Below are 24,647 nucleotides of genomic sequence, written 5' to 3' on the forward strand. Positions count from 1 at the left end.
TTCGCCGCCGCGCCGAAAGCTCAGACGTCGGCGTCGGGCTGGGCCTCGGGACGCGCCGCGCGCACTTCCGGGAGCGCGTTCAGCGCCTTGTCGATCACCACGAGTCGCGGGAAATGCGTGAGGTCGGCGCGTACCCGGCGGGCGTTGTACATCTGCGGGACGAGGCAGATGTCGGCCAGCGTCACGCTGTCGCCGAACAAATACGGTCCCTTCGACCCCTCGGCGATCTCTTCGAGCGCGGCGAAGCCGGTCTCGATCCAGTGCTGCGCCCAGGCATCGATCTCTTCCTGCGCGTGGCCGAGCGGCTCCTTCAGATATTTGAGGACGCGCAGATTGTTGATCGGGTGAATGTCGCAGGCGATGGCGAGTGCCGCCGCGCGAACGCGGGCACGGGCCAGCGGCTCGTCGGGCAGCAGCCGCGGCTCGGGATAGACCTCGTCGAGATATTCGATGATCGCGAGGCTCTGGTTCAGCCCTGCCTCGCCATCGATAAGATAAGGCACCAGCCCCTGCGGGTTGAGCAGCTTGAAGCCGACGCCATTCTGCGCGCCGGTGCGGATGTCGATGGCCTTGCCGTCATAAGCGAGGCTCTTCAGCGCCAGCGCAATGCGGACGCGGTAGGCGGCCGACGAGCGCCAATAACCGTAGAGAACGCGATCGCTCACTGTCCCCCCAGCGCGCTGGGGGTGAGCGGCTGCACCGTCTGCTCGATGGCGCCGAAGATCGAATGGCCGCTGTCGTCGAGCGCTTCGATGCGAATGGTGTCACCGAAGCTCATGAACGGCGTTGCCGGCTTGCCGCTGTTGATCGTCTCGATCATGCGGATTTCGGCGATGCAGCTGTAGCCGAGGCCACCCTCGCTGACCGGCCGGCCGGGGCTGTCGCCTTCCTTGTTGGAAACGGTACCCGAGCCGACGATGGCACCGGCACCGAGACGGCGGGTCTTCGTCACATGCTCGATGAGCTTGGCGAAGCTGAAGGTCATGTCGATGCCGGCATCGGGCTTGCCGAACGGCTGGCCGTTCAAGGTCGAGACCAGCGCACGGTTGAGCTTGCCGTCGTTCCACCAGTCGCCGAGCTCGTCGGGCGTGACCGCCACCGGCGAGAAGGTCGTCGCCGGCTTCGACTGGTAGAAGCCGAAGCCCTTGCCCAGTTCGTTCGGGATGAGGTTGCGCAGCGAAACATCGTTGACCAGCATCACCAGCTTGATGTGGCGGTGTGCGTCCGCTTCGGTCGTCCCCATCGGCACGTCGCCGGTGATCACCGCCACCTCGCCCTCGAAATCGATACCGAAATTCTCGTCGGGGACGATGATCGCATCGCGCGGCGGGGTGAAATCGTCGGAGCCGCCCTGATAGACCAGCGGATCGGTCCAGAAGGTCTCCGGCATCTCGGCGCCGCGCGCCTTCCGGACCAGCTCGACGTGGTTCACATAGGCCGATCCGTCGACCCACTGATAGGCCCGCGGCAGCGGCGACAGTGCGTCGCGCTCGTGGAAGCGCATCATCGGGATGGCTTCATGCTCGAGGTCCTGCGCGAGCAGTTCAAGCTTCGGCGCGGCGGTGTGCCAGTCGTCGAGCGCTGCCTGCAAGGTCGGCGCGATATGGCTGGCGTCGGCGCACCAGGCGAGGCTCTTCGAAACGACGACCAGACGGCCGTCACGCGTGCCGTTCTTCAGGGTAGCAAGCTTCATGCGGCCTCCGTCAGACGCTTGTGATGCCAGCGGAGGTGGTCCTCGACGAAGCTGGCGATGAAGTAATAGCTGTGATCATAGCCGGGCTGGCGGCGCAGTGTTAGCGGGATGCCGGCGGCCGCACAGGCGGTCTCGAGCAGCTCGGGTTTCAGCTGGCTGGCGATGAAATTATCGGCCTCGCCCTGATCGACGAGGATGTCGGCGACGCGCGCGCCGTTCTCAATTAGCGCGGTCGCGTCATAGTCGCGCCACTTGGCCTGGTCCTCGCCGAGATAGCCGGCCAGCGCCTTCTCGCCCCACGGACAGCGCATCGGCGAGGCGATCGGCGCGAAGGCGGAGACGCTGCGAAAGCGGTCAGGATTGCGCAGCGCGATCGTCAGCGCGCCGTGGCCGCCCATCGAATGGCCGGTGATCGACTGGCGCGCCATGTCGGCGGGAAAGCCGGCCGCGATCACCGCCGGAAGTTCGCGCTCGATATAGCTGCGCATCCGGAAATGCGGCGCCCACGGCGCCTGCGTCGCGTCTACATAGAAGCCGGCGCCCATGCCGAAGTCATAGGCGGGATCGTCGGCGACGCCCTCACCGCGCGGACTGGTGTCGGGCGCGACGAGGATCAGCTCCAGTTCGGCGGCCACGCGCTGCGCGCCGGCCTTGGTGGTGAAATTCTCCTCGGTGCAGGTCAGCCCGGCGAGGAACCACAGCACGGGGAACGGCCCCTCGCCTTCGGGCACGAATACCGAAAAGCGCATCGGCGTGCCGGTCTCGGCGGAATCGTGCCGATAGAAGCCCTGCGTGCCGCCGAAGCTGCGGTGCTGTGAGATCGTCTCCAGGCTCATCGAAACATCACCGTCTTCGCCCCGTTCAATACCACGCGGCGCTCCGCCTGCCATTTGACGGCACGCGCCAGCACCTGCGCCTCAATATCGCGGCCGATGCGAACGAGATCGTCGATGCTGTCGCGATGATCGACGCGCTCCACCGCCTGCTCGATGATCGGCCCTTCGTCGAGGTCGCTGGTGACATAATGCGCGGTAGCGCCGATCAGCTTCACGCCGCGCGCATGCGCCCGGTGATAGGGCTTGGCGCCCTTGAAGCTCGGCAGGAAGCTGTGGTGGATGTTGATGCAGCGCCCGGCCAGTCGCGCCGTCAGCTCGGGCGACAGCACCTGCATGTAGCGCGCGAGCACGACGATGTCGGCGCGCGTCTCCTCGACCAGCGCCGCGATCTGCGCTTCCTGCGCCGCCCGGTTGTCCGCCGTCACGGGAAGGTGATGATAGGGAATGCCATGCCACTCGGTCAGCGAGCGCATGTCCGGATGGTTCGACACCACCGCCACCACCTCGACCGGCAGCGCGCCGGTGCTCCAGCGATGGAGCAGGTCGTAGAGGCAGTGCGCATGCTTGGACACGGCGATGACCAGGCGCGCGCGCTCGGCGGAGTCGCTCAGCGTCCAGTCCATCGCGTGGCGGCTGCCGACCGCCGCGAAGGCAGCGCGCAGCGCGTCGAGCCGCAGCGGCGCGTCGCTGCCGCTGACGAAGGCGACGCGCATGAAGAAACGCCCCGTCTCCAGGTCGGCATATTGCTGGCTGTCGACGATGAAGCCGCCGTGCCGGGCGAGGAAGCCGGTGACGTCGGCGACGATGCCGACGGCGTCGCGGCACGACAGCGTCAGGATGAAAGGCGGGTCCTGCAGGCGCATCAATAGACGATGACGCTGCGGATCGACTTGCCCTCGTGCATCAGGTCGAACGCATCGTTGATGCGGTCGAGCGGCAGGACATGGGTGATCATCGGGTCGATCTCGATCTTCCCGTCCATGTACCAATCGACGATCTTCGGCACGTCGGTGCGGCCCTTGGCGCCGCCGAAGGCGGTGCCGCGCCAGTTGCGCCCCGTGACCAGCTGGAAGGGCCGCGTCGCGATCTCCTTGCCGGCCTCCGCTACGCCGATGACGATGCTGGTGCCCCAGCCGCGGTGGCAGCATTCGAGCGCGGTGCGCATCACTTCGGTATTGCCGGTGCAGTCGAAGCTGTAGTCGGCGCCGCCGTCGGTGAGCTCGACGATCTTCGCGACGACATCCTCGCGCGACAGGCCCTTCGTGTTGAGGAAATGGGTCATGCCAAAACGGCGGCCCCATTCCTCACGGTCGGGGTTGATGTCGATGCCGATGATGCGGGCAGCACCGGCAAGGCGCGCGCCCTGAATGACGTTGAGGCCGATGCCGCCGAGGCCGAAAACGACGACATTCTCGCCGACCTGCACCTTGGCGGTGTTGACCACCGCGCCGACGCCCGTCGTCACGCCGCAGCCGATGTAGCAGCTCGACTGGAAGGGCGCGTCCTCGCGGATCTTCGCCAGCGCGATCTCAGGGAGAACAATGTGGTTCGCGAAGGTCGAGCAGCCCATATAGTGGAAGATCGGCTGCCCCTTGTAGGAGAAGCGGGTCGTGCCGTCGGGCATCAGCCCCTTGCCCTGCGTGGCGCGAATGGCTGTGCAAAGGTTGGTCTTGCCGCTGAGGCACGACTTACACTGGCGGCATTCGGGCGTGTAGAGCGGGATGACGTGGTCGCCGGGCTTTACCGACGTGACGCCCGCGCCGATATCCAGCACCACGCCAGCGCCTTCATGGCCGAGGATCGACGGGAACAGGCCTTCGCTGTCGAGGCCGTCGAGCGTGTAGGCGTCGGTGTGGCAGACCCCGGTCGCCTTGATCTCGACCAGCACCTCGCCCGCCTTCGGGCCTTCGAGGTCGACCTCGACGATCTCCAGCGGCTTCTTGGCTTCGAAGGCGACGGCGGCGCGGGTTTTCATCGGGGGAGGCCCTTCCAGCTTGGTGCCGGGTTGCTTAGCGGGGGCACCCCCGCCTCGCAACCCGGCGCCGGAAGGGCGCGCCGCCCGATCAACTAAAGGGCGATGACCCCGCCATCGTCCTTGGTGATGACCACGGTCGCCGAGCGCGGGCGGCCGGTGGCCGAGGCAGTCGCTTGGTTGGCCGGCCAGTTGCTCGGGAAGGTGGTCGGGAAGCCGGTCGTGGTTTCCTCGCCGGGGTGCTGGATGTTGACGAAGATCGTGCGGCCATCAGGCGTCGAATCGATGCCGGTGATCTCGGCTTCGACCGGGCCGACGAGGAAGCGGCGCAGCTGCGTCCCCGGATTGCGGCCGACGAAGGTGCCCTGCGTGCGGGTGGTGGTGCCGTCGCTGATGCTCAGCGACCGCGCGCCGCCGTCGCCGACGGTGCCGGGGATCGCCGCCAGCATCATGCAGTTGGTGACGTCGGTGTAAGCGCCGTCGTCGGTCTGGATCCAGAGCAGCGGCCGCTCCTGCCCCGACACGCCGGTCGGGCGGGCGAACCACAGGCCGTCGGGCGACGAGAAGTCGTTGGTGGCGTCGAGGCCCGACAGGTTGATGTTCGTCGCGTCGAGGTCCGACCCGGCACCGAAGGCATAGATGTCCCACATGAAGCTGGTCGCTTCGGGGTTATCGCCCGCTTCTTTGAAGCGGATGATGTGGCCGTTGGGGTTGCCACGCTGCGCGGCGGCCGCCGCGCCCTTCGGGTCGTTGTAGACGCGCGGGTTGGCGGCGTCGGCGTTGGCGAGCGTGCGGCCGGCGGCGTTGTTGTTGGTCAGGGTGAAGTAGACCTCGCCGGTCTTCGGGTTGACCGCACCCCATTCCGGCCGGTCCATCTTGGTCGCGCCGAGCACGTCACCGGCAAGGCGGGCGTTGATCAGCACGTCAGCCTGATCGGCGAAGGAATAGGTGGTGTTGGCGGCGGTGAGCGGGCCGGTACCGAAGGTCAGCGGCAGCCAGGTGCCCGAGCCGCTGGCGTCGAAGCGGGCGACGTAGAGCGTGCCGCTGTCGAGATATTTGTCGCCGATCGCGAGGCGATTGGCCGAATTGGCGTCGGCCGCTTCCCACGGCGTCGCCGAGACGAACTTGAAGATATATTCGCCGCGCGAGTCGTCGCCGAGATAATAGACCGGGCGGCGGCCGGCGACGAAGTTGGCCGGCCAGGCGCCTTCATGCGCGAAGCGGCCGAGGGCGGTGCGGACGCGCGGCACCGAAGCGACGTCATAGGGGTCGATCTCGATCACCCAGCCGAACTGGTTCGGCTCGTTGCGGAAATCGCCGGTGCCGTCGGCCGGCTGGCCGGCGATCACCGAGGCGTTCCAGCGCGAGTACACCGTGCTCGCCGAATCCGCCGGGGTCACCGTCGACCAGCCGTAGCTGCCCGCCGCACCCTGCGAGACGCCGTTGCGGTTGAGCGCGGTGACCTGCTTGGCTGCCCGCGCCGCATTGTCGGTCGCCGAGCGGCGGAAATAGCCGGCGTAATTCTCTTCGCAGGTCAGGTAGGTGCCCCAGGGCGCGTAGCCGTTGGCGCAATTGTTGATCGTGCCGCGCTTCTGCGTGCCGTCCGCCGAGAAGCGGGTGCGCATCTGCGCGTTGCCGCGCACCGGGCCGTTGATCGTCATCGGCGTGTTCGGCGTGATGCGGCGGTTGAGCGCACCGGCCTGCACATAGCTCCACGCGCCTTCGTTGGCGGCGCGGGTCACCTCGACGACCGCGACGCCGTGCGCCTCGATCTCCTTCAGCGCCTCCGCCTCGGGGCGGACACCGCCGGTGGTGGTCGCGCCATTGGCATGCAGGTAACGCTGGCTGATGTTCTCGTGGTTCATCACGAGCAGGCCGCGGCTGTTGCTGGCGGCGTCGCGGGCGGTGCCCGTCGCGGCAAGGCCGAAATAGGACATGCCGTCATGATGGTCACCGGCGCGCTGCGCGAAATTGCCGTCGGTGCCATTGTTGGCATAGGCCGATACGCCCGAGGCGAGCGGATCGCCGAGCGCGTAGAGCACGGTGACGGTGTAGCCGGTCGGGACGGTCACGCGGTCGGCCAGGCTCTTGGCGACGGCGGTGAAGCCGAGTTCCGCCGGGGCGATGGTAACTGTGGAATCGGCGGTTGCGCTCTTGCCCTTGCTGTCGGTCGCGGTGAAGCGGAAGCCGAGCGGCGTCGAAGCGGCGACGGCCGGCGCGATGAAGCGCACGGTGGCGCCCGTGCCGATCATCGTGACGTTCGGGCCGGAAATCTGCGCCCAGGCGGCTTCCGGCGTGTCCTTGTCGTCCATCGCGGTGCCCGACAGGGTCACCATCCGGCCCGACGAGGTCGAGGCGTTCTCGCCGACGGTGACGACGGGTGCCTCATTGTCCGAACCGCAGGCGGCGAGCAGCGTGGTGCCGAACAGTGCGGCCGTGGTTGCCGAGACGCCGCCGAGCAAGGTCTGGCGGCGCGAATAACGCTGCTCGATGATCTGATCGATGTGGGTGTTCGACGACAGATTAAGGTCGTCGGCGTGATCGTGACTGTGGCTCATTGGGAATCCCCCTGCGGCGTGGACGCCGCAGGGCTAGGGCCGCTGCGCGACGGATTCGTTGTGGTTCGCTTACCGATCGATGACGGCGAGAAATTTAGTCGAAGGGGTTCTTCCGGGCGCGCAGGTTGAGGCGGATCATCACGCCGTCGAAGCCGACTTCTTCGCGCAGCGAGTTCACCAGATAGCGGCGATAGCTTTCGGGCAACTCATCCACGCGGTTGCCGAAGATCACGAACGCCGGCGGGCGCGTGTTGGCCTGGGTGATGTAGCGCAGCTTGATGCGCTTGCCGCCCGGTGCGGGCGGCGGGTTGCGCTCGATCGCGCCTTCAAACCAGCGGTTGAGCGCCGAGGTGCCGACGCGGCGGCTCCAACCCTCGCGCGCCTCGAACGCCGCCTTGATCATCAGGTCGAGGCCTTTGCCGGTCAGGCCAGACACCGCGAGCAGCGGCACGCCCTTGATCTGCGCCAAGCCTTCGTCGAGCGCTTTGCGCACGCCCTGGAACAGCCGCGACTGATCCTCGGCGGCATCCCATTTGTTGAGCGCGACGATAAGGGCGCGGCCCTCCTGCAGCACCATGTCGGCGATGCGCAAATCCTGCGCCTCCAGCCCGAGCTTGGCGTCGAGCAGCAGCACCACCACCTCGGCGAAGTCGACGGCATGCTTGGTGTCGGCCGCCGACAGCTTTTCGAGCTTCTCGACGACCTTGGCGCGGCGGCGCAGGCCGGCGGTATCGATCAGCCGGACGCGGCGGCCCTGCCATTCCCAGTCGATCGCGATCGAATCGCGGGTGATGCCGGCTTCGGGACCGGTGACCAGCCGGTCTTCGTTGAGCAACGTGTTGATGAGCGTCGACTTGCCGGCGTTGGGGCGGCCGACGATCGCGAGCTTCAACGGTTCGGCGGCAAGGCGCGCGTCGCGCTCTTCCTCGGTCTCGTCGCCAATCTCCTCTTCGGGCGGCATCAGCGGATCGAGCAGCGGGCGCAGCGCGTCGTAAAGGTCGGCGAGGCCCTCGCCATGCTCGGCGGAGATCGGCACCGGGTCGCCGAGCCCCAGCTCGAAGCTTTCGAACAGGCCGCTGTCGCCCGCCTTTCCTTCCGCCTTGTTGGCGAGCAGCACGACCTCCATGTCCTGCGCGCGCAGCCAGCGAGCGAAGTGGCGGTCCTGCGGGGTGAGGCCGGCGCGCGCGTCGATGACCATCAGCGCGACGTCGGCATCGATCAGCGCCGCCTCGGTCTGCTGCCGCATGCGGCCCGACAGCGAATCCGGCGCCTCTTCCTCGAGGCCGGCGGTATCAACGATGCGGAATTTCAGGTCGAACAGCGTCGCGTCGCCCTCGCGCCGGTCGCGCGTGACGCCGGGCGTATCGTCAACGAGCGCGAGGCGCTTGCCGACGAGGCGGTTGAACAGCGTCGACTTGCCGACATTGGGGCGGCCGATGATGACGACGGTGGGAACATGGGGAACCATGGCGCGGCCTGTAGCACCCTATGGCCCATTCACAAATCTAGCGGCGGCGTCAGCTTCGCTTCGCCACCCAGACGATATGGCGCGCCCCGCCCTTCCCGCCGCCCGAGCGGACCACCACTTCCTCCGCTTCGAACCCGGCCCGCTTCAGCCGCGCGGTGAACACACGGTCGCCTGCCGACGACCAGACGGTGAGCACGCCGCCGGGCCGCAGCGCGCCGCGCAGCGAGCCGAGACCGCGGGCGTCATAGAGCCGCTCGTTCGAATCGCGGGTGAACCCGTCGGGGCCGTTATCGACGTCGAGCAGGATCGCGTCATAGGTCGAGGCGGAATCGCGGATCACCTGTGCGACATCGTCGACGATCAGGTGGACGCGGCGGTCGTCGAGGCTGTCGCCGAAGATGTCGGCCATCGGCCCGCGTGCCCAGGCGACGATGCCGGGGACGAGTTCCGCCACGTCGACGCGCGCCTCGGGTGGCAGCCGGTCGAGCGCGGCGCGCAGGGTGAAGCCCATGCCGAGCCCGCCGATCAGCACCGAGGGGCGCGGCCCCTCCTTCAGCCGCTCGCAGGCCAGCGAGGCCAGCGCGATCTCCGAGCCGGTCTTGCGGCTGTTCATCAGCTCCGTGCCGCCGAGCATGATCGAATATTCGCCGTCGCGCCGGTAGAGCTTCAGCTCGCTGCCGTCGGGAATTTCGATGGTGTCGAGCAGTTCGCGGATCTTCATCACCGCCTTTTAGCGACAAACGCCGACCGCGACAGCCGGAGGTGCGCCGTTTAAGGGACGGCATCCAGCGAAAGGCGCGATGTGAGCGACGACGACTATGTCTATGACGAGGCCAGCGGCGAATGGGTGCCGGCGTCGAACGCGAAATCGGCCGGTAGCGAGGTCGAGGTCCGCGATTCGGTGGGCAATCTGCTCGCCGATGGCGACAGCGTCACCTTGTCAAAGACCTGCAGGTGAAGGGCGCCGGCCAGACGCTCCGGCGCGGCACCGTCATCAAGTCCATCCGCCTGACCGGCGACGAACAGGAGATCGACTGCCGGTTTGACGGCATCAAGGGCCTCGTACTGCGCGCCGAATTCGTGAAGAAGCGCTGAGTGCGGGCACCAAGTCCGCCGCCGCTCGTTGCGCGGCCATGAAACTCCGCATCCACACCCAGCTCGATTATCAGCTCGCGCAACCGACCGACGTGCTGCTGCAACTGGAAGCCGCGGCGATTCCCGAGCAGATCATCGAATCGGCGCATATCGCGCTGTCCGACTGCGCGCATTTCGCCCGCGTGCCCGCGCATGACCTGATCGGCGATCGGTTGTGGCTGCGTGCCGAGGGGCGGCTCACCGTCGACTATCGTGCCGTCATCGCCATCAACCGCGTGCTGACCGACTGCGGGACGCTGGAGAAGGTGCCGCCGCACCAGCTGCCCGGCGAGACCGTCCAGTACCTGCTGTCGTCGCGCTATTGCCCCGCCGACGAGTTCCACAATTTCGTCGAGGCGGAGTTCGCCGGCGTCGAGGGCGGGCAGCGCGTCATCGCGATCCGCGACTGGATCGAGCAGCGCTTCGCCTATGTGCCGGGCGTCAGCACCGCGCAGACGACGGCGCTCGATACCTTCGTGCAGCGACAGGGCATCTGCCGCGACTTCGCGCATGTGATGATCACGCTGGTGCGCGCGTCGGGCATCCCGGCGCGGATGGCGAGCGTCTATGCGCTGGGGGTCGAGCCGCAGGACTTCCACGCCGTCGCCGAGGTGTTCCTCGGCGGCGAATGGCATCTGCTCGATCCGACCGGCATGGCCAACGAGAGCGGGATGGCGAAGATCGGCGTCGGCCGCGATGCAGCCGACGTTGCCTTCCTGACCTCGTTCGGCACCGCCACGCTCAACGCGCAGAGCGTCGAGGTCACGCGGGCCTGAGCGCTAGCGGTAGGCCAGCAGCCGCCCTTCATCGGTCAGCACGAAGAGCATACCACTCGCCACAACCGGCGGCAGGTAGACGACGCCGTCGATCTTCATGCTGTTCTGGATCTCGCCGGTCAGCGGCGAGACCGCGACGAGCTGGCCGCTGGTGCTGGTCAAGTACAGCCGATCGCCGGCGAGGACCGGGCCCGACCACTGGATCGGCCCCTTCTTGTCCTCTTCGTTGCGCCACTTCTGCAGCTGGCGAACCCACTTCACCTTGCCCTCGCCGCGGGTGACGGCCACGAGTTCGCCCTCGACGGTAACGGCATAAATATAGTCGCCCGCGACCCAGGGCGTCGAGGTGCCGGCGAGGTTGCGCTCCCAAACGCGCTGGCCGGTGGCCAGTTCGAGTGCCGCCATGCGGCCGCCGTGGCCGATCGCGAAGACGCGACCGCGATCGATCACCGGCGAGGCGTCAATGTCGGCGAGGGCGGCAAGCGCCGTGGTGCGGCCGGTGCGCGCCAACGCGTCCTGCCACGCAACGCGGCCGTTCTCGACGCGGAGCGCGTTCAATTCACCCGACGAGAAGCCGACAACGGCGGTGTCCTGCGCCACCGCGGGCGCACCAGCGCCGAGGAGGCCGGTCTGCTCGACAGTGCCGGTCGAATCCCAGAGCGTCTTGCCGTCGGCGGTCGCCAGCGTGAACAGCTGATTGTCCTGCGACAGCACATACACGCGATCACCCTCGATCGAGGGCGCGCCGCGCAGCGGGTTGCCAAGGTCGACACGCCAGGCCTGCGCGCCGGTGGCGGCGTCGAACGCCGCGGCGATGCCGTAGCCCGAGGTCGCATAGACCCGGCCGCCTTCGACCGAGACGCCGCCGCCGAACGCGACGTTGGTCTTCTCGCGCTCCTTGGTGATGCGGCTGCTCCACACGACCGCGCCGGTCTGCGCGTTGAAAGCGCGGACGGTGGCGGTGGTGTCGATGGTGTAGACGCGGCCGCCGGCGACGACCGGCGTCGCGTTGAGGCGCGCGGTCTTGCTGCTGCCTTCGCCGATCGAGGCGGTCCAGGCGCGCGCCGGGCTGGCGGAGAGCTGGAGGTGGCCCATCGACTTGGCGGCATTGCCGCCCGGCTGCGACCAGGCGTCGTTCGCGGTCGCCTCGGGCAACGTCACGGTCACTTCGGCGAGATCGGGATCAGCCTCGACCTTCGCTTCGTAGGTCAGCACCGGCAGGCGCTCGCCGAGCACCGGGGTCTTCGATTTCTTGTTTCCGCTGCCGAACACGCCGCAGCCGGTCACGGCCAGCGATGCGGCCAGCAAGATTACGATCGAACGCTTCATTCGGTGTCCTTGGTCGGCGCCGCGGCCGGGGCGGCAGCGTCGGTCGGAATGGGATTGGCGCCAAGCATCGACGCCATCTGGCCGGTGCGGGCGCGCAGGCTCGCCGGGACGGTCGTGTCCTTGGCGATCGCCGCGAAGATCGGGGCGGCCAGCTCAGGCTTGCCGGCGCGCATGTGCGCGATGGCGAGCATCTCGCCGGCGGTACCGAACCAGGGGCTTCCCGCCTTCGCCAGCGGCTCCAGCTTGGTGATCAGCTGATCGTTGGGAAGGCTGTCGAACTGCAGCATGAGCTGACGGATGGTGGCGAGTTCGCGGAACGGCTCGGCGATGCCGCCGTCGGCGGCGACCGCCTCATACATCTTCGCCGCCTCGGCGGTCTTGCCCTCGCGCGCCGCAACCGCTGCCTGCGTCAGCCGGCCGAGCGCCTCATAGCCATCACGGCCCGAGGCGACGGCCTTGTCCACAACCGGACGCGCCTTCTCGAGGTTGCTCGCCTCGAGCGCGTCGGCCGCCGCGACAAACTCGGCACCGAGTTCGCCCGCCGACTTGCGATGCTCCTCGCGCCAGTAGAGGTAACCGGCGAGCGACAGCAGCAACACACCGGCACCAATCAGCAGCCAGCGGCCGTAGCGCGTCCAGAACATCTGCATCTGGTCGCGGCGATATTCCTCGTCGACCTCGCGGACGAAAGCTTCACCGGGATCGGTTTCGGGCGGCAGTGCCAAGTCTTATCCCCCAAGGGCTGAAACGCGGCGGACCTTAGCGATGCGCCGCGCCCCGCGCAAAGCCTCTATTGCCGCGCCCCTGACGCAGGGCTGAACGTGCGGTCTCGTCAATCCTTCGGGATGTAGAGATTGTCCGGCCCGGGGAAGGAGCGGTCGCGAACCGCCTCGGCATAGGCCTTGGCGGTCGTGTCGATGCGCGCGGCCAGATCGTCGAAGCGCTTCACGAAGCGCGGCACCCGCTCGAACATACCGAGCATGTCGTCGACGACCAGCACCTGCCCGTCGCAGGCCGGCGAAGCGCCGATGCCGATGGTGGGGCAGGACACGCTCTCGGTGATCTTGCGCGCCAGCGGCTCCATCACCCCTTCGATGACCAGCGCGAAGGCGCCGGCATCGGCGACGGCCTTCGCGTCGCCGAGGATCTTGTCATGCTCGGCCTGGCTCTTGCCGCGCGCGCCATAGCCGCCGAGCGCGTTCACCGCCTGCGGGGTCAGGCCGACGTGGGCGATGACCGGGATACCGCGCGCCGCGAGGAAGGCGATGGTCTCGGCCATGGCGACCCCGCCCTCGAGCTTCACCGCGGCGCAGCCGGTCTCCTTCATCACCCGCGCCGCGCTGGCGAAGGCCTGCTCGGGGCTCGCCTCGTAGGAGCCGAACGGCATGTCGACGACGACCACCGAGCGATAGGAGCCGCGAACGACCGCCGCGCCATGCGCGCACATCATGTCGAGCGTGACCCGCACCGTGGTGTCGAGGCCGTAGATCACCTGCCCCAGGCTGTCGCCGACCAGCAGCATGTCGCAATGCGGATCGAGCAGCTGCGCCATCCGCGCGGTGTAGGCGGTGAGCATCACGATCGGCTCGCCGCCCTTGCGCTTGGCGATGGCAGGCACCGTCAGGCGGCGCACCGGCTCCGGCACCGGATGGGCGCGCGAGGTGGCGGTATCGAGCGTGAAGGTCGTGGACATGGCGTTCCTGCTCCTGCCGGCCCTATCTCTAAGACCGGCGCCGGATTGTCATGCCCGGCCGCTTGGCGCAAGCTTCGCGCATCGGGCGGCTGAGGGGGTGTGCCATGGATCCGGTGCAGGACCACGACGAGATTTCCGCCGACGCGAAGCGATTTGCGACGACGCTCGACTATGATTTCATGAAGCAGGTTTCGACCCTGGCGCTGGCGGCGCTCGGCGGTGTCGTCACCTTCGCAGGGTCGATCTTCGCGGAGGTGAGCGACAAGCGCGGCCTCTGGCTGAGCGCCGCGCTGTTCGCGGTCGCTGCCGTCACGTCCTTTCAGGCGCAGGACAATATCGTGCGCCGAGTCAGCGCCGGCCGCGCGCCTGACTGGCGCTATCGCGTCCTGCGCACCCTCGCGGTGGGCGGGCTCGGCATCGGGGCCGGCGTGTTGCTCGGCTTTGCCTATCGGGTGCTCAGCTAACGCGCCAAGGACAGCGTGCTGATGCCTTTGCCCAGTTCGAAGGTCGAGCCGACACCGGCAACCACCGCGGTCTTGCGATCCATCCCCGCGAAGGTGCGCAGCCGGTAGGTCGCCTCGAAGCCGGTGCAGTGCGCGGCGAGCAGATGACGGATGCCAGCGGCGCGGAGCTGATCGCTGGTCCACTGAAGCGTGGCGTCGTCCGCCTGATAGAGGTGCAGGCCGCCGATCACGGCGTATACGGGCGCCTTGGTCACCCGCTGCGCCTCGTCGGCGATGTTGACGACGCCGGCGTGGCCGCAGCCGGTCAGCACCACGGTGCCATCGGCGGTCTCGATGGCGAGCGCGCCGTGATCGATCGTGTCGACGCCTGCGCGCACCGCCGCCGCCGCACCCTCGTCGCCATGCGCGTGCGCCGCGACCTTGGCGCCACCCGCGCGAGCCTCGGCGACGGCGACGCGGAGCTGCGCCTCGGTCAGCATCGGCCGGCGTGGATCGGAGCTGAGCACCCCGGCGCGGTCGGTGGCGAAGACTTTGATGACGGTGGCGCCGCGCGCGATATTGGCGCGGATCAGCCGGCGGATCTCCTCGTCGTCGAGCGGCTTGCCCCACAGGTCGGCGAGCGCGGGCGTGTCGAGGATGATGCCGCCGATATCGGGGATGAAGCTGCCGGGATCGGGCACGATCGGATAGCCGGCGGGCAGGATTTCGGGCACGTCGGTGGCGCCGCCCTTGTGCAGCGCCTGGATTCCAGCATCGACGAAATGCATCGTCAGCATCGAGCGGCCGGTGGTGACGCCGGCCTTCAGCATGTTGCGAGCGTCGCCGAGGCTTGAGGGATGGACGTGCGCGTCAACGAAGCCGGGGAGCACCCAGCGGCCCTTCAAATCGATCCGCCGCGCGTCGGCCGGCGCGGCGACCTTGTTGCCGATCGCGACGATCTTGCCGTCGCGAACGAGGATGGAAACGCCGCGCAACGGCTTGTCGCCGACGCCGTCGATCAGATTAGCGTTCTCCAATACCAGCGGGGGCGCCGCAAGCGCGACGCCCCCCACCAGTGCCAAAGCGGCCACGGCGACCGCTCGCAACTCATGCCTCATGCAATCCAGCCTCGCTTGGCCGCCAGCCCGCTGAACCAGACGAGGAAGGCGCCGACGATGAAAATGAAGATCGGGAAGCCTGCCGCCTGCGCGGGCCCCATCGACGCCAGAATGTCGGTCATCAGGAACACCGTGCCGAACTGCACGACGATGCCGAGCAGCGACAGCACGAAGAAGGCGCGGCACCACGCCTTGCGCAGCAGCAGCCCCACCGCGCCAGCAAGACCCGACCAGACCGCGACCGCGTAGGCGGCAGGCACCCAGCCCGGCGACTGGTTCCACACGTCCTGCTGCGCCTGCGGCAATGCTGCAAAGGCTTCGGCGCTCATGCTCATCTGCTGGACGTACATCCAGCAGCCCATCGCCTCCCACAGCAGCGCCAGCACCGCCACTGCCCAGAACCACGTGGGTACGCCCTTGGATTCGATCGTCGTCGCCATAACCCCCTCCGGTCGTTGCGAAGGCGTAATCCTGCGCTGTGGCGGCGGGATTGGCAATCAGCCGGCGAGCGCGGCCTTCCACTCGGCCGGCGCGAAGCCGACCAGCAGCCCGCCCGGATGCTCGACGACAGGCCGCTTGATCATCGACGGCTGCGCGATCATCAGCCCGATCGCCTTCCCCGCATCGAGGTTCGCCTTGTCCGCATCGTGGAGCTTGCGGAACGTCGTGCCGGCGCGGTTGAGCAGCTTCTCCCAGCCGACGGCGGCCACCCATTTCTCCAGCCGCGCCCGGTCGATGCCGGCGGCCTTGTAGTCGTGGAAGTCATAGGCAACGCCCTCGGCTTCACACCAGTCGCGCGCCTTCTTGATCGTGTCGCAATTCTTGATGCCGTACATCGTCGTCAAAGCCGGGCTCCTAGTGTTGGCGGCGGAAGCAGTCGGGCGAATGATCGTCGACGAGGCCGACCGCCTGCATCCAGGCATAGACGATGGTCGGGCCGACGAACTTGAAGCCGCGCCGCTTCAGCTCCTTCGAGATCGCCTCGGAAAGTGGCGTCGAGGCGAGGATCTCGCCGTCGGTGCGCACGATCGGCTTCCCGCCGACGAAGCCCCAGGCGAAGTCGGCGAAATCGTCGCCGGCGGCCTGCATGTCGAGATAGATTTGCGCGCCCTTGAACGTCGCCTCGATCTTGGCGCGGGCGCGGACGATGCCGGGGTTGGCCATCAGCCGCTCGATATCGGCGGCGCCGAAGCGTGCGACCTTTTCGGGGTCGAAGCCAGCGAAGGCGTCGCGAAACGCCTCGCGCTTCCTGAGGATGACGATCCAGGCAAGGCCCGCCTGGAAACCCTCCAGCATCAGCGCTTCCCACAGCGCCCGCGAATCGCGCAGCGGCACGCCCCATTCGGTGTCGTGGTAGCGGCGCATCAGCGGGTCCGGCTGCGCCCAGCCGCAACGCGTCACGCCATCGTCGGTGATCTTAGGGGCCGGCACGCTTACCTCGCGGGTCAATGGAGCAGCGGACCATAGCCGTGCAGAACGGAGTACGTCATCCGTCGAACCGCCGGTTTACGCGAGGTGCGCGGCGGCCGACACTGGGTGCTCAACCGCCGGAGGCCCCATGACCAAACCCGTCATCAATCTCGACGAGGTCGAATTCGACGATATCGAGGAAAATGGCCGCTACACCTCGAGCCGCGCGACGATCAGCGACCTGATCGGCGCGCGCGACCTCGGCTACAACCTCACCGTCGTGCCGCCCGGCAAGGTGCAATGTCCCTTTCATTCGCACCATGGCGAGGAGGAGATGTTCTTTATCCTGGAGGGCGAAGGCGAGCTGCGCTTCGGCGAGGAGCGCTATCCGCTGCGGCCCAACGACGTCATCGCCTGCCCGACAGGCGGCGCCGAGGTGGCGCACCAGATCGTCAACACTGGCAAGGTGACGATGCGCTATCTCGCGATCTCGACGCTCGTGCCCGTCGAATCCTGCGAATACCCCGATTCAGGCAAGATCAGTATCGTCGCCGGAAAGCGCGCGGAGCGATTGGTGCGCAAGATGTTCCGGACGGAAGCCGACGTCGATTACTACGACCGCGAGCCCGGCTAAGCGCGGGTCTGCCGGAAAAAAAATAGCCGATCGCCGGAAAGACCAGCAGTTCGAAGGCGAGCGACGAGGCCACCGGCGACTGCAGCACCTCGCCGAGATCGGGCGCGGACAGCCGCGCCAGCGCGCCGACGAGGATCATGCCGATGCTGGCGAGGATGGCGATGCGGAACCGGAGCGGCTGAACCGCGCCGGCGATCCACAGCAGGCCAAGCCCGACCCAGACGCCGCCGAGAAAGCGGACATGATTGTCGCGGATGCGATAGGCTTCGGCGTCGATGGTATCGGCAAAGCCGCGCGGCACCTGCATGCCCAGGGTGTCGAGACCGCCGAGCGCGCTGTCGAGACCGAGAACCGCGATGCTGAGGCCAACCAGCCCCAGCACGATGCGTAGCGGTAGCGAAACCATGGCCCTCCCCCATTTTTCGGGAAGGCTGGCGGTTGTCGGTGTCAGAAAGATGTCATTCCCACTCGATCGTGCCGGGCGGCTTCGAGGTGTAGTCGTAGACCACCCGGTTGATGCCGCGGACCTCGTTGACGATGCGCGTCGCCACCGCCGACAGGAAGCTGCTTTCGAATGGGTAGACGTCGGCGGTCATGCCATCGACGCTGGTGACGGCGCGCAGGCCGCAGACCGAATCATAGGTGCGGTGATCCCCCATCACGCCGACGGTGCGCACCGGCAGCAACACCGCGAACGCCTGCCAGATCGCGTCATAGAGACCCGCCTTGCGGATCTCCTCAAGGTAGATCTTGTCGGCCTTGCGGAGGATGTCGCAGCGCTCCTCGGTGACCTCGCCGGGGATGCGGATGGCCAGGCCCGGCCCCGGGAAGGGGTGGCGGCCGACGAAGGCCTCGGGCAGGCCGAGCTCGCGGCCCAGCGCGCGGACCTCGTCCTTGAACAGTTCGCGTAAGGGTTCGACGAGCTTCATGTTCATGCGCTCGGGCAGGCCGCCGACATTGTGGTGGCTCTTGATGGTCACCGACGGCCCGCCGGTGAACGACACGCTCTCGATGACGTCCGGGTAGAGCGTGCCCTGCGCGAGGAAATCGGCGCCGCCGATCTTCTTCGCCTCCACCTCGAACACGTCGATGAAGGTCTTGCCGATGAATTTGCGCTTGGCTTCCGGGTCCGTGACCCCGGCGAGGCCGCCGAGGAACAGCTCCGACGCCTGCACATGGACGAGCGGGATGTTGTAGCTGTTGCGGAACAGCCCGACGACTTCCTCGGACTCGCCCGAGCGCATCAGGCCGTGATCGACATAGACGCAGGTCAGCTGCTCGCCGATCGCCTCATGGATCAGCACCGCGGCCACCGCCGAATCGACACCGCCCGACAGGCCGCAGATCACCCGGCCGGTGCCGACCTGCTTCCTGATCTCGGCGATCTTGGCAGCGCGGAAGCCCGCCATCGACCATTTGCCCTCGCAGCCGGCGATGTGCCGGACGAAATTGGCGAGCAGCTTGGCGCCGTCGGGGGTGTGCGCCACCTCGGCGTGGAACTGGATGCCGTAGAAACGACGCGCCTCGTCGGCGATGGCGGCGAAGGGTGCGCCGTCCGACTTGGCGATGACCTTGAAGCCGTCGGGGATCGCGTCGACGCGGTCGCCGTGGCTCATCCACACCTGATGTGTTTCGCCCGGCGCCCAGAGGCCGTCGAACAGCTTCGACGGCGACACCACCTCGATGAAGGCGCGGCCGAACTCGCGGTGGTCGGAGCCGGTGACCTGCCCGCCGAGCTGCGCGCACATCGCCTGCTCGCCGTAGCAGATGCCGAGAACGGGCAGGCCGCTGTCGAACACCGCCTGTGGGGCGCGCGGGCTGAAATCCTCATGCACCGAGGCGGGGCCGCCGGAGAGGATGATGCCGTTGGGCCGGAGGCGGGTCAGCGCTTCCTCGCCCTGGCTGAACGGGACGACCTCGCAATAGACGCCGGCTTCGCGGACGCGGCGGGCGATGAGCTGAGTCACCTGGCTGCCGAAGTCGAGGATCAGGATCGATTCCTGGGGGACGACGGACACCGGGCAGCTCCTGCGATGATGAGGGATGCGCGCGCTCCTACGGGTCGCGCGCGTCCGAGTCTAGGGTCGCGGAGCTAGATGCGGGCGTAATCGAAGCCGCTGGTGAAATCGAACGCGGTCACCACGCCGAAACGCGCGGTGCAGGTGAACTTCGCGCGGTCATATTCGCGGCGGTCGCGCTCCCAGGTCGACGTGCGCTCCACCTCGACTTCGCCCGTCACGCGATATTCGTCGCCATCGCGATCGACCTCGATGTCGCGGACGCGCGGGTTGCGGCCATGGCGCTCCGCTTCCCGCTCAGCGTTGCGGGTGCAGTCGTCGACCGCGAGGTCGCGGTCGCTGCGCGTGCTGCTGCCGCGGGTGCGCCGGTCGCGGTCGATATCCTCGACCTCGTCCTTCAGCACGCGACCGACCACCGCGACGACGCCGGCGAGCACGGCGGCGCCGATGATGATTTCCTCGATATCGTCGCCGAAGGCATAGGCGGCGGCCGGCGCCGGGTTCGCCGCGCCGATCAGCAGCGCGCCGCCTGCGGCGACGGTCAGCGTCTTTCGCAATATCTGGCGCATGGGCCGTCTCCTGTATTGGAGCGGACGATGCGCCGCGCGACTTTTATCGGCGATGAATGAATGAACGAACGACCGCGCCGTCGGGGAGGGAGACGGCGCGGTCGCGCGGGGGCAGTCAGGGAGGAAGGGATAGGCTTTACTTCTTGAGCAGCGCGAGCTGCTGCTCGCCGTCGATGCCGAGGGCGGCGAAGGCGGCCTCGAACTTCTTGTTGGCGGCGCGGTCGTTGCCGGCTTCGCAGAGCTTCTCGCCGACCGAGGCGAAGCGGAGCGCCTGCTTGGCGGCGCTGGCATCGGCGGTCGCGGCGGCGGCGCGGACCTGCGTCGGGACGGCGGCGCAGCGTTCGGCAGCAGCGGCCGGCGCGGCGGTGGCGAAGATCATGGTGGCCGAGATGAGGAAAGCGGCCGGGGCAGTGATCAGAGCGCGGTTCATGTCGAGTTCCTTGGACTTGAGTGACGCTCAATATCTAATCCCACTTCATTGCCGGGATAATCCGATATAATGTCGATGAGCCATGAAGCAGAGCTACACAATCCCGCGCGGCCAGCTCGATGGGCTTGAGGCGTTCCTGCGCGTCGCCGAGCGCAAGAGCTTCCGCGCCGCCGCCGACGACCTCGGCGTTTCCCCTTCCGCAATCAGCCAGACCATCCGGGCGCTGGAAACAAGGGTGGGCGCCGCGCTGCTGACCCGCACTACGCGCAGCGTGGGGCTTACGCAGGCGGGGCAATATTTTCTCGACCGCGCGCGGCCCGCATTCGGCGATCTGAACGCGGCCTACGAGGCGGCACGCAGCCTTGGCGATAAGCCGGCGGGTCTGCTGCGCATCAACACGCCGCGCACGGTGATCACCTATCTGATCGAGCCGATTCTCGCCGGCTTTCTCGCGACCTACCCCGATGTCGAGGTCGAGATCTTTGCCGAGGACGNCCCGATGTCGAGGTCGAGATCTTTGCCGAGGACGGGTTCGTCGACCTGGCCGAGGGCGGTTTCGACGCCGGTATCCGCCTTGGCGAATATCTGCAGGCGGATATGGTGGCGGTGCGCCTGACCGCGCCGTTCCGCTTCCTCGTCGCCGGTACGCCCGCCTATTTCGAGAAGCATGGCCGGCCGGAGCGTCCGTCAGACCTGCGCCGGATGCCCTGCGTCCGCTATCGCCAGATGCGCGGCACCATCCCCAACTGGTCGTTCGTCGACGGCAACCGGCCGATCGAGGTCGCGGTCAACGGCCCGGTCATCGTCAACGACCTCACCGCCGCGATGGCCACGATGCTGCAGGACATCGCGTTGGTTCATGTCGCCGAGCCGCTGGTCGAGGAAGGTATCGCGAAGGGCGAGATCGAGACGGTGCTCGACGACTATGCCGCCAGCTCGCCGGGCATCTACCTCTACTACCCCGGCCGGGCACAGATGCTGCCCAAGCTGCGCGCCTTCATCGACTATATCCGCGAGAACCAGCCGCCCGAGAAGGTGCTCGAACGCTACCGCCCCTAACGGCTTGGATGGGCTGCGCCGGTTAGGTCGCAGCCGCTAAAGGAACGCCATGACCAGCTTCAGCTTCAACTATGGCCCGCGGGTCCGCTCCGCCGCCGGCGCAGCGGACGGCATTGCCGACCTGATCGCCGCCGAGCGCATCCTGTTCGTCACCGACGCGGGCGTGCGCGGGCTCGGCCTGTGCGACGGCGCGCTGGCGGCGCTCACCGCAGCCGGGCGCGAGGTGGTCGTCTTTGATCAGGTCGAGGCAGACCCGTCGGCGACGACGGTGTTGGCGGCGGTCGAGGCCGGACGTGGCGCTGGCGCGGTTGTCGGCTTCGGCGGCGGCTCGCCGATGGATGTGGCGAAGGTTGCCGCCTATCTGCTGGGCAGCGGCGACGAACTGGAGGCGATCTACGGCGTAGAGCAGGCGAAGGGCCGCGGCCTGCCGCTGGTGCTGGTACCGACGACCGCCGGCACGGGGTCGGAGGCGACGCCGATCTCGGTGATCACCGTCGGCGCGACCGAGAAGAAGGGCGTCAATTCGGCGGCGCTCTATGCCGAATGGGCGCTGCTCGACCCGACGTTGACCTATGGTCTGCCGCCCGCCGTCACCGCCGCCACCGGCATCGACGCGATGGTCCACGCGATCGAGGCCTATACCTCGGTGCGCCTCAAGAACCCGATCTCCGATGCGCTGGCGCGCGAGGCGCTGAAGCTGCTCGCCGCCAATATCCGCACCGCGGTCAACGACGGCGGCAATGGCGAGGCGCGCGGCGCGATGCTGCTCGGTGCCTATCTGGCGGGCGTCGCCTTTTCCAACGCGCCGGTCGCGGGCGTTCACGCGCTCGCCTATCCGCTGGGCGGGCATTTCCATGTGCCGCACGGCCTGTCGAACGCGCTGATGCTGCCGCATGTGCTGGGCCACAACATGAACGCGGCGATGCCGCTCTATGCCGAGCTGGCGCCGCTCATCGATCCAAAGCTCGGGTCGCTGGGGCGGCAGGGGCAGGCGCAGGGCTTCGTCGAGGCACTCTCGGCACTGTCGGCCGATTGCGGCCTGCCCGACCGGCTGCGCGCGGTCGGCGTTGCCGCTGAGCATCTCGACCTGCTGGCGGCGGAGGCGATGAAGCAGCAGCGCCTCATCATCAACAACCCCTGCCCGATCGAGCAGCATCACGCCCGCGCGCTCTATGAGGCGGCGCTTTGAGCCGGGAGCCGTTCCGCTCGCGCGACGCCTATCCGGCCTTCCGCGCCATCCCGACGCGCTGGGCGGACAATGACGTCTACGGGCACGTCAACAATGTCGTTTACTATTCCTGGTTCGACACGGCGGTGAACGCGCATCTGATCGAGGCTGGCGCGCTCGACATCCATGACGGCGGGGTCATCGGCCTCGTCGTCGAGACCGGCTGCCGCTACGCCAAGCCGCTCGCCTTTCCCCAAATCGTGGAGGCCGGCATCTGCGTGGCGAAGCTCGGCACCTCGAGCGTGCGCTACGAGATCGGGCTGTTCGGCGAAGGCGATAGCGAGGCGGCGGCTGAAGGCTTCTTCATCCACGTCTATGTCGACCGCATCACACGGCGGCCGACCGCCCTGCCCGCGAAGCTGCGCGAGGTGTTGCGGGCGCTTAGCTGACCCCGGCGATGCGGCGGTAGATCACCGCGATCCCGGTCCAGCCGTAGACGGTGACCACGGTCACGGCGATCGTGCTGGTGAGCAGCCGCAGGAACGTGTCGATGCCCTCGATGCCGACGACGCGCAGCACCAGCGCCACAGCGTTTGCGACGATGACGAGCATGATCATCGCGCCGACCGTCGCCAGCAGGATCAGCGCGAGGAACAGGAAGATGCGCCAGAAGTCGCGGCGCCCGAGTTCCCAGGCGCGGCGCAGCGCCTCGAGGATGCCGACCCGCTCGGCGACCATTGCGGCCGGCGCCAGCCCGAGGCGGCCGAGGATGTACATGCCCGGCAGGATCAGCAGCATCAGCCCGAGGCCGGTGGCGATACCGATGATCAGCTTCACCGCGAACAGCGCCGGGGTCAGCCGAATCCCCTCGGCAATCAACTGGCTGACCGAGCGGCCGCCGTCGCGGCGCAGCGCCACGATCAGGATGAAGGCTTCGGCGATGACGCTGATCATCGCGGAGGCGATCTGGCCACACAGCGCTTCGTCGCTAGGCAGCTCCATCAGCGACTGGCGGTTGTCAGGGAAAAAGCGCGCCACGGCCAGGCTGGGCAGCAGCACGAAGGCGGCGGCGACGGGGGCGAACACCCACGCCTGCTCGCGGACGATGGCGCGCGTCTCCTCCCAGATCGACCCGATCGTCCAGCCGCTCATTCACCCAATCCCCTTCGTTGCCGCGACCTTAGCGCGGGCCTCGCGGCAGCCACAAGCGCGGCTGTCGGCGAATTTTACAACCGCCCTCCGCCAGCCGAGAAGAATTTGCGTCTAACCGTTGATTCCAAACGGAACTGTCCTGTTGGCACGCGGGTTGCGATACCAAAGACATCCCATTTCCAAGTTCGTCACGCAGAAGGGCCCGGATCACTCCGGGCCCTTCTCGCTTTCTGATCGTCGCGTCGGTCAGGCCGCGCGGACGACGCCCTTCTCATCGAGCATCGCCTGCAGTTCGCCCGCCTCGAACATCTCCATCATGATGTCCGAGCCGCCGACGAACTCGCCCTTGATGTAGAGCTGCGGCACCGTCGGCCAGTTCGAATATTGCTTGATCCCGTCGCGAAGCTCGGGGTCCTGCAGCACATCGGCGCTGGCGAACTCGATGTTAAGATGGTCGAGGATCGCGACGGCGCGGCTGGAAAAGCCGCACTGCGGGAACAGCGGCGTGCCCTTCATGAACAGCACCACGTCATTGCCTTCGACGGTTTCGCGGATCCGGTCCTGGATCGACATGCCTGCTTACTCCTGCGGGGCGCTGGTGGTCAGCGCCAGTGCGTGCAATTCGCCGCCCATGCGGCCGCCGAGCGAGTCATAGACCAGCTGGTGCTGGCGAACGCGCGGCAACCCCTTGAAGGCGGCCGAGACGACGCGGGCGGCATAATGGTCGCCATCGCCGGCGAGATCGGTGATCTCGACGCTCGCATCCGGAAGCGCCGCGCGGATCATCCGCTCGATCTCCGACGCTTCCATCGCCATGGCTAGAGCGATTCCATCATCTGGCGGCGCGCCTCGACCATCGTTTCTTCCATGGCGCGGCGGACCTGATGCTCGGAGATGTCGGCATTGCGCGCCGAGATGTCGCCGTAGACCTTGCGGAACACGTCCTCGTCGCCGGCTTCCTCGAAATCGGCCTGGACGACTGACTTGGCGTAGGCATCGCCTTCTTCGGCGGTCAGCTTCAGCTGCTCCGCCGCCCACAGGCCGAGCAGCTTGTTGCGGCGAGCGTTGACGCGGAACTGGAAGTCGGCGTCGCGCGCGAACTTCTCTTCGAACGCCTTTTCCCGATTGTCGAACGTGGTCATGCGGCCTCCTGATTCCGGAAGCGTAGATAGAGTGCCGGACGCGCT

Annotated in this window: 30 protein-coding genes and 1 pseudogene; 8 read left to right on the forward strand and 23 right to left on the reverse strand. The window is 67.6% G+C overall.

The window, feature by feature from the left end; translation table 11 throughout:
* Positions 1 to 20: 20 nt before the first annotated feature.
* The 8 genes from maiA to ACFOMD_RS04140 form a co-directional block, all read right to left on the reverse strand.
* Positions 21 to 665 carry a maleylacetoacetate isomerase gene (gene maiA, locus ACFOMD_RS04105; RefSeq protein WP_380857252.1) on the reverse strand — a complete coding sequence of 215 codons (645 nt, stop codon included), beginning with the start codon at positions 663 to 665 and terminating at the stop codon, positions 21 to 23.
* Positions 662 to 1,693 carry a fumarylacetoacetate hydrolase family protein gene (locus ACFOMD_RS04110; RefSeq protein ID WP_380857255.1) on the reverse strand — a complete coding sequence of 344 codons (1,032 nt, stop codon included), beginning with the start codon at positions 1,691 to 1,693 and terminating at the stop codon, positions 662 to 664. The genes maiA and ACFOMD_RS04110 overlap by 4 nt, the downstream gene beginning before the upstream one ends.
* Entirely contained in the window at positions 1,690 to 2,529 is an 840-nt protein-coding gene (gene fghA / locus ACFOMD_RS04115; RefSeq protein WP_380857258.1) for an S-formylglutathione hydrolase, read from the reverse strand. Before fghA ends, ACFOMD_RS04110 begins: the two co-directional genes overlap by 4 nt.
* Positions 2,526 to 3,392 (reverse strand): formyltetrahydrofolate deformylase, encoded by an 867-nt coding sequence (purU, locus tag ACFOMD_RS04120; RefSeq protein ID WP_380857261.1) that lies wholly within the window; start codon positions 3,390 to 3,392, stop codon positions 2,526 to 2,528. Before purU ends, fghA begins: the two co-directional genes overlap by 4 nt.
* Entirely contained in the window at positions 3,392 to 4,504 is a 1,113-nt protein-coding gene (locus ACFOMD_RS04125) for an S-(hydroxymethyl)glutathione dehydrogenase/class III alcohol dehydrogenase (RefSeq protein WP_380857264.1), read from the reverse strand. The genes purU and ACFOMD_RS04125 overlap by 1 nt, the downstream gene beginning before the upstream one ends.
* A gap of 92 nt (positions 4,505 to 4,596) precedes the next feature.
* Positions 4,597 to 7,059, reverse strand: a complete 2,463-nt coding sequence (locus ACFOMD_RS04130) for a PhoX family protein (protein ID WP_380857267.1) — start codon at positions 7,057 to 7,059, stop codon at positions 4,597 to 4,599.
* Between the two features lie 94 nt (positions 7,060 to 7,153).
* Positions 7,154 to 8,527 (reverse strand): ribosome biogenesis GTPase Der, encoded by a 1,374-nt coding sequence (der, locus tag ACFOMD_RS04135; RefSeq protein WP_380857270.1) that lies wholly within the window; start codon positions 8,525 to 8,527, stop codon positions 7,154 to 7,156.
* A gap of 49 nt (positions 8,528 to 8,576) precedes the next feature.
* Positions 8,577 to 9,248 (reverse strand): spermidine synthase, encoded by a 672-nt coding sequence (locus ACFOMD_RS04140; protein WP_380857273.1) that lies wholly within the window; start codon positions 9,246 to 9,248, stop codon positions 8,577 to 8,579.
* Between the two features lie 81 nt (positions 9,249 to 9,329).
* Here ACFOMD_RS04140 and ACFOMD_RS04145 point away from each other — a divergent pair.
* Positions 9,330 to 9,622, forward strand: a pseudogene (locus tag ACFOMD_RS04145) (alkylphosphonate utilization protein).
* Between the two features lie 38 nt (positions 9,623 to 9,660).
* Entirely contained in the window at positions 9,661 to 10,437 is a 777-nt protein-coding gene (locus ACFOMD_RS04150; RefSeq protein ID WP_380857276.1) for a transglutaminase-like domain-containing protein, read from the forward strand.
* Positions 10,438 to 10,440: 3 nt separating this feature from the next.
* Here the strand turns inward: ACFOMD_RS04150 and ACFOMD_RS04155 are convergent, their stop codons facing one another.
* From ACFOMD_RS04155 to panB, 3 genes are all read right to left on the reverse strand, one after another.
* Positions 10,441 to 11,766, reverse strand: a complete 1,326-nt coding sequence (locus ACFOMD_RS04155; protein WP_380857279.1) for an outer membrane protein assembly factor BamB family protein — start codon at positions 11,764 to 11,766, stop codon at positions 10,441 to 10,443.
* Positions 11,763 to 12,491: a tetratricopeptide repeat protein gene (locus ACFOMD_RS04160; RefSeq protein ID WP_380857282.1), complete on the reverse strand. Its 729-nt coding sequence runs from the start codon at positions 12,489 to 12,491 to the stop codon at positions 11,763 to 11,765. The genes ACFOMD_RS04155 and ACFOMD_RS04160 overlap by 4 nt, the downstream gene beginning before the upstream one ends.
* A 107-nt stretch (positions 12,492 to 12,598) precedes the next feature.
* Complete coding sequence (panB, locus tag ACFOMD_RS04165) at positions 12,599 to 13,459, reverse strand: 3-methyl-2-oxobutanoate hydroxymethyltransferase (protein WP_380857285.1); 861 nt, start codon at positions 13,457 to 13,459, stop codon at positions 12,599 to 12,601.
* Positions 13,460 to 13,563: 104 nt separating this feature from the next.
* Here panB and ACFOMD_RS04170 point away from each other — a divergent pair, with 104 nt between their 5' ends.
* On the forward strand, positions 13,564 to 13,923 hold the full coding sequence (locus ACFOMD_RS04170) for a hypothetical protein (protein ID WP_380857288.1): 360 nt from the start codon (positions 13,564 to 13,566) through the stop codon (positions 13,921 to 13,923).
* On the opposite strand, the gene ACFOMD_RS04175 is transcribed toward ACFOMD_RS04170, so the two are convergent.
* From ACFOMD_RS04175 to ACFOMD_RS04190, 4 genes are read right to left on the reverse strand one after another with little or no spacing between them, the layout of a single operon-like run.
* Positions 13,920 to 14,993: an amidohydrolase family protein gene (locus ACFOMD_RS04175; protein ID WP_380857291.1), complete on the reverse strand. Its 1,074-nt coding sequence runs from the start codon at positions 14,991 to 14,993 to the stop codon at positions 13,920 to 13,922. The genes ACFOMD_RS04170 and ACFOMD_RS04175 overlap by 4 nt on opposite strands.
* A 23-nt stretch (positions 14,994 to 15,016) precedes the next feature.
* On the reverse strand, positions 15,017 to 15,460 hold the full coding sequence (locus ACFOMD_RS04180; RefSeq protein WP_380857294.1) for a hypothetical protein: 444 nt from the start codon (positions 15,458 to 15,460) through the stop codon (positions 15,017 to 15,019).
* A gap of 57 nt (positions 15,461 to 15,517) precedes the next feature.
* A complete protein-coding gene (locus ACFOMD_RS04185; RefSeq protein ID WP_380857876.1) occupies positions 15,518 to 15,856 on the reverse strand; it encodes an ArsC family reductase in 339 nt (112 codons plus the stop codon).
* A 19-nt stretch (positions 15,857 to 15,875) separates the two neighbouring features.
* Positions 15,876 to 16,436 (reverse strand): DNA-3-methyladenine glycosylase I, encoded by a 561-nt coding sequence (locus ACFOMD_RS04190; protein ID WP_380857879.1) that lies wholly within the window; start codon positions 16,434 to 16,436, stop codon positions 15,876 to 15,878.
* Positions 16,437 to 16,578: 142 nt separating this feature from the next.
* Between ACFOMD_RS04190 and ACFOMD_RS04195 the strand changes: the two genes are divergently transcribed.
* A complete protein-coding gene (locus tag ACFOMD_RS04195) occupies positions 16,579 to 17,064 on the forward strand; it encodes a cupin domain-containing protein (RefSeq protein WP_380857297.1) in 486 nt (161 codons plus the stop codon).
* On the opposite strand, the gene ACFOMD_RS04200 is transcribed toward ACFOMD_RS04195, so the two are convergent.
* From ACFOMD_RS04200 to ACFOMD_RS04215, 4 genes are all read right to left on the reverse strand, one after another.
* Entirely contained in the window at positions 16,970 to 17,470 is a 501-nt protein-coding gene (locus ACFOMD_RS04200) for a DUF4345 domain-containing protein (protein ID WP_380857300.1), read from the reverse strand. The two genes, ACFOMD_RS04195 and ACFOMD_RS04200, sit on opposite strands and share 95 nt — an antisense overlap.
* Positions 17,471 to 17,522: 52 nt before the next feature.
* Positions 17,523 to 19,082 carry a glutamine-hydrolyzing GMP synthase gene (guaA, locus tag ACFOMD_RS04205; RefSeq protein WP_380857303.1) on the reverse strand — a complete coding sequence of 520 codons (1,560 nt, stop codon included), beginning with the start codon at positions 19,080 to 19,082 and terminating at the stop codon, positions 17,523 to 17,525.
* 74 nt (positions 19,083 to 19,156) lie between these two features.
* The gene (locus ACFOMD_RS04210) at positions 19,157 to 19,651 is read right to left on the reverse strand and encodes a hypothetical protein (protein ID WP_380857306.1); all 495 of its coding nucleotides are present in this window, start codon (positions 19,649 to 19,651) and stop codon (positions 19,157 to 19,159) included.
* 136 nt (positions 19,652 to 19,787) lie between these two features.
* Positions 19,788 to 20,081, reverse strand: coding sequence for a hypothetical protein (locus ACFOMD_RS04215; protein WP_380857309.1), 294 nt, complete (start codon positions 20,079 to 20,081; stop codon positions 19,788 to 19,790).
* An 82-nt stretch (positions 20,082 to 20,163) separates the two neighbouring features.
* On the opposite strand from ACFOMD_RS04215, the gene ACFOMD_RS04220 reads away from it, so the two are divergent.
* The 4 genes from ACFOMD_RS04220 to ACFOMD_RS04235 are packed head-to-tail and all read left to right on the forward strand — an operon-like array spanning position 20,164 to position 22,757.
* The gene (locus tag ACFOMD_RS04220) at positions 20,164 to 20,697 is read left to right on the forward strand and encodes a LysR family transcriptional regulator (RefSeq protein ID WP_380857311.1); all 534 of its coding nucleotides are present in this window, start codon (positions 20,164 to 20,166) and stop codon (positions 20,695 to 20,697) included.
* Complete coding sequence (locus tag ACFOMD_RS04225; protein WP_380857882.1) at positions 20,595 to 21,140, forward strand: LysR substrate-binding domain-containing protein; 546 nt, start codon at positions 20,595 to 20,597, stop codon at positions 21,138 to 21,140. Before ACFOMD_RS04220 ends, ACFOMD_RS04225 begins: the two co-directional genes overlap by 103 nt.
* Before the next feature lie 49 nt (positions 21,141 to 21,189).
* Positions 21,190 to 22,329 carry an iron-containing alcohol dehydrogenase gene (locus tag ACFOMD_RS04230; RefSeq protein ID WP_380857314.1) on the forward strand — a complete coding sequence of 380 codons (1,140 nt, stop codon included), beginning with the start codon at positions 21,190 to 21,192 and terminating at the stop codon, positions 22,327 to 22,329.
* Positions 22,326 to 22,757, forward strand: coding sequence for an acyl-CoA thioesterase (locus ACFOMD_RS04235; RefSeq protein ID WP_380857317.1), 432 nt, complete (start codon positions 22,326 to 22,328; stop codon positions 22,755 to 22,757). Before ACFOMD_RS04230 ends, ACFOMD_RS04235 begins: the two co-directional genes overlap by 4 nt.
* On the opposite strand, the gene ACFOMD_RS04240 is transcribed toward ACFOMD_RS04235, so the two are convergent.
* The 4 genes from ACFOMD_RS04240 to ACFOMD_RS04255 form a co-directional block, all read right to left on the reverse strand.
* On the reverse strand, positions 22,750 to 23,460 hold the full coding sequence (locus ACFOMD_RS04240; RefSeq protein ID WP_380857320.1) for a YciC family protein: 711 nt from the start codon (positions 23,458 to 23,460) through the stop codon (positions 22,750 to 22,752). The genes ACFOMD_RS04235 and ACFOMD_RS04240 overlap by 8 nt on opposite strands.
* Before the next feature lie 246 nt (positions 23,461 to 23,706).
* Positions 23,707 to 24,033 (reverse strand): Grx4 family monothiol glutaredoxin, encoded by a 327-nt coding sequence (grxD, locus tag ACFOMD_RS04245; protein ID WP_380857323.1) that lies wholly within the window; start codon positions 24,031 to 24,033, stop codon positions 23,707 to 23,709.
* A 6-nt stretch (positions 24,034 to 24,039) separates the two neighbouring features.
* The gene (locus ACFOMD_RS04250; protein ID WP_380857326.1) at positions 24,040 to 24,276 is read right to left on the reverse strand and encodes a BolA family protein; all 237 of its coding nucleotides are present in this window, start codon (positions 24,274 to 24,276) and stop codon (positions 24,040 to 24,042) included.
* A gap of 2 nt (positions 24,277 to 24,278) precedes the next feature.
* Positions 24,279 to 24,602 (reverse strand): DUF1476 domain-containing protein, encoded by a 324-nt coding sequence (locus ACFOMD_RS04255; protein ID WP_380857329.1) that lies wholly within the window; start codon positions 24,600 to 24,602, stop codon positions 24,279 to 24,281.
* Positions 24,603 to 24,647: the final 45 nt, after the last annotated feature.

Origin of the sequence: Sphingoaurantiacus capsulatus (genome assembly GCF_042648405.1) — a bacterium.
Lineage (GTDB): Bacteria > Pseudomonadota > Alphaproteobacteria > Sphingomonadales > Sphingomonadaceae > Sphingoaurantiacus > Sphingoaurantiacus capsulatus.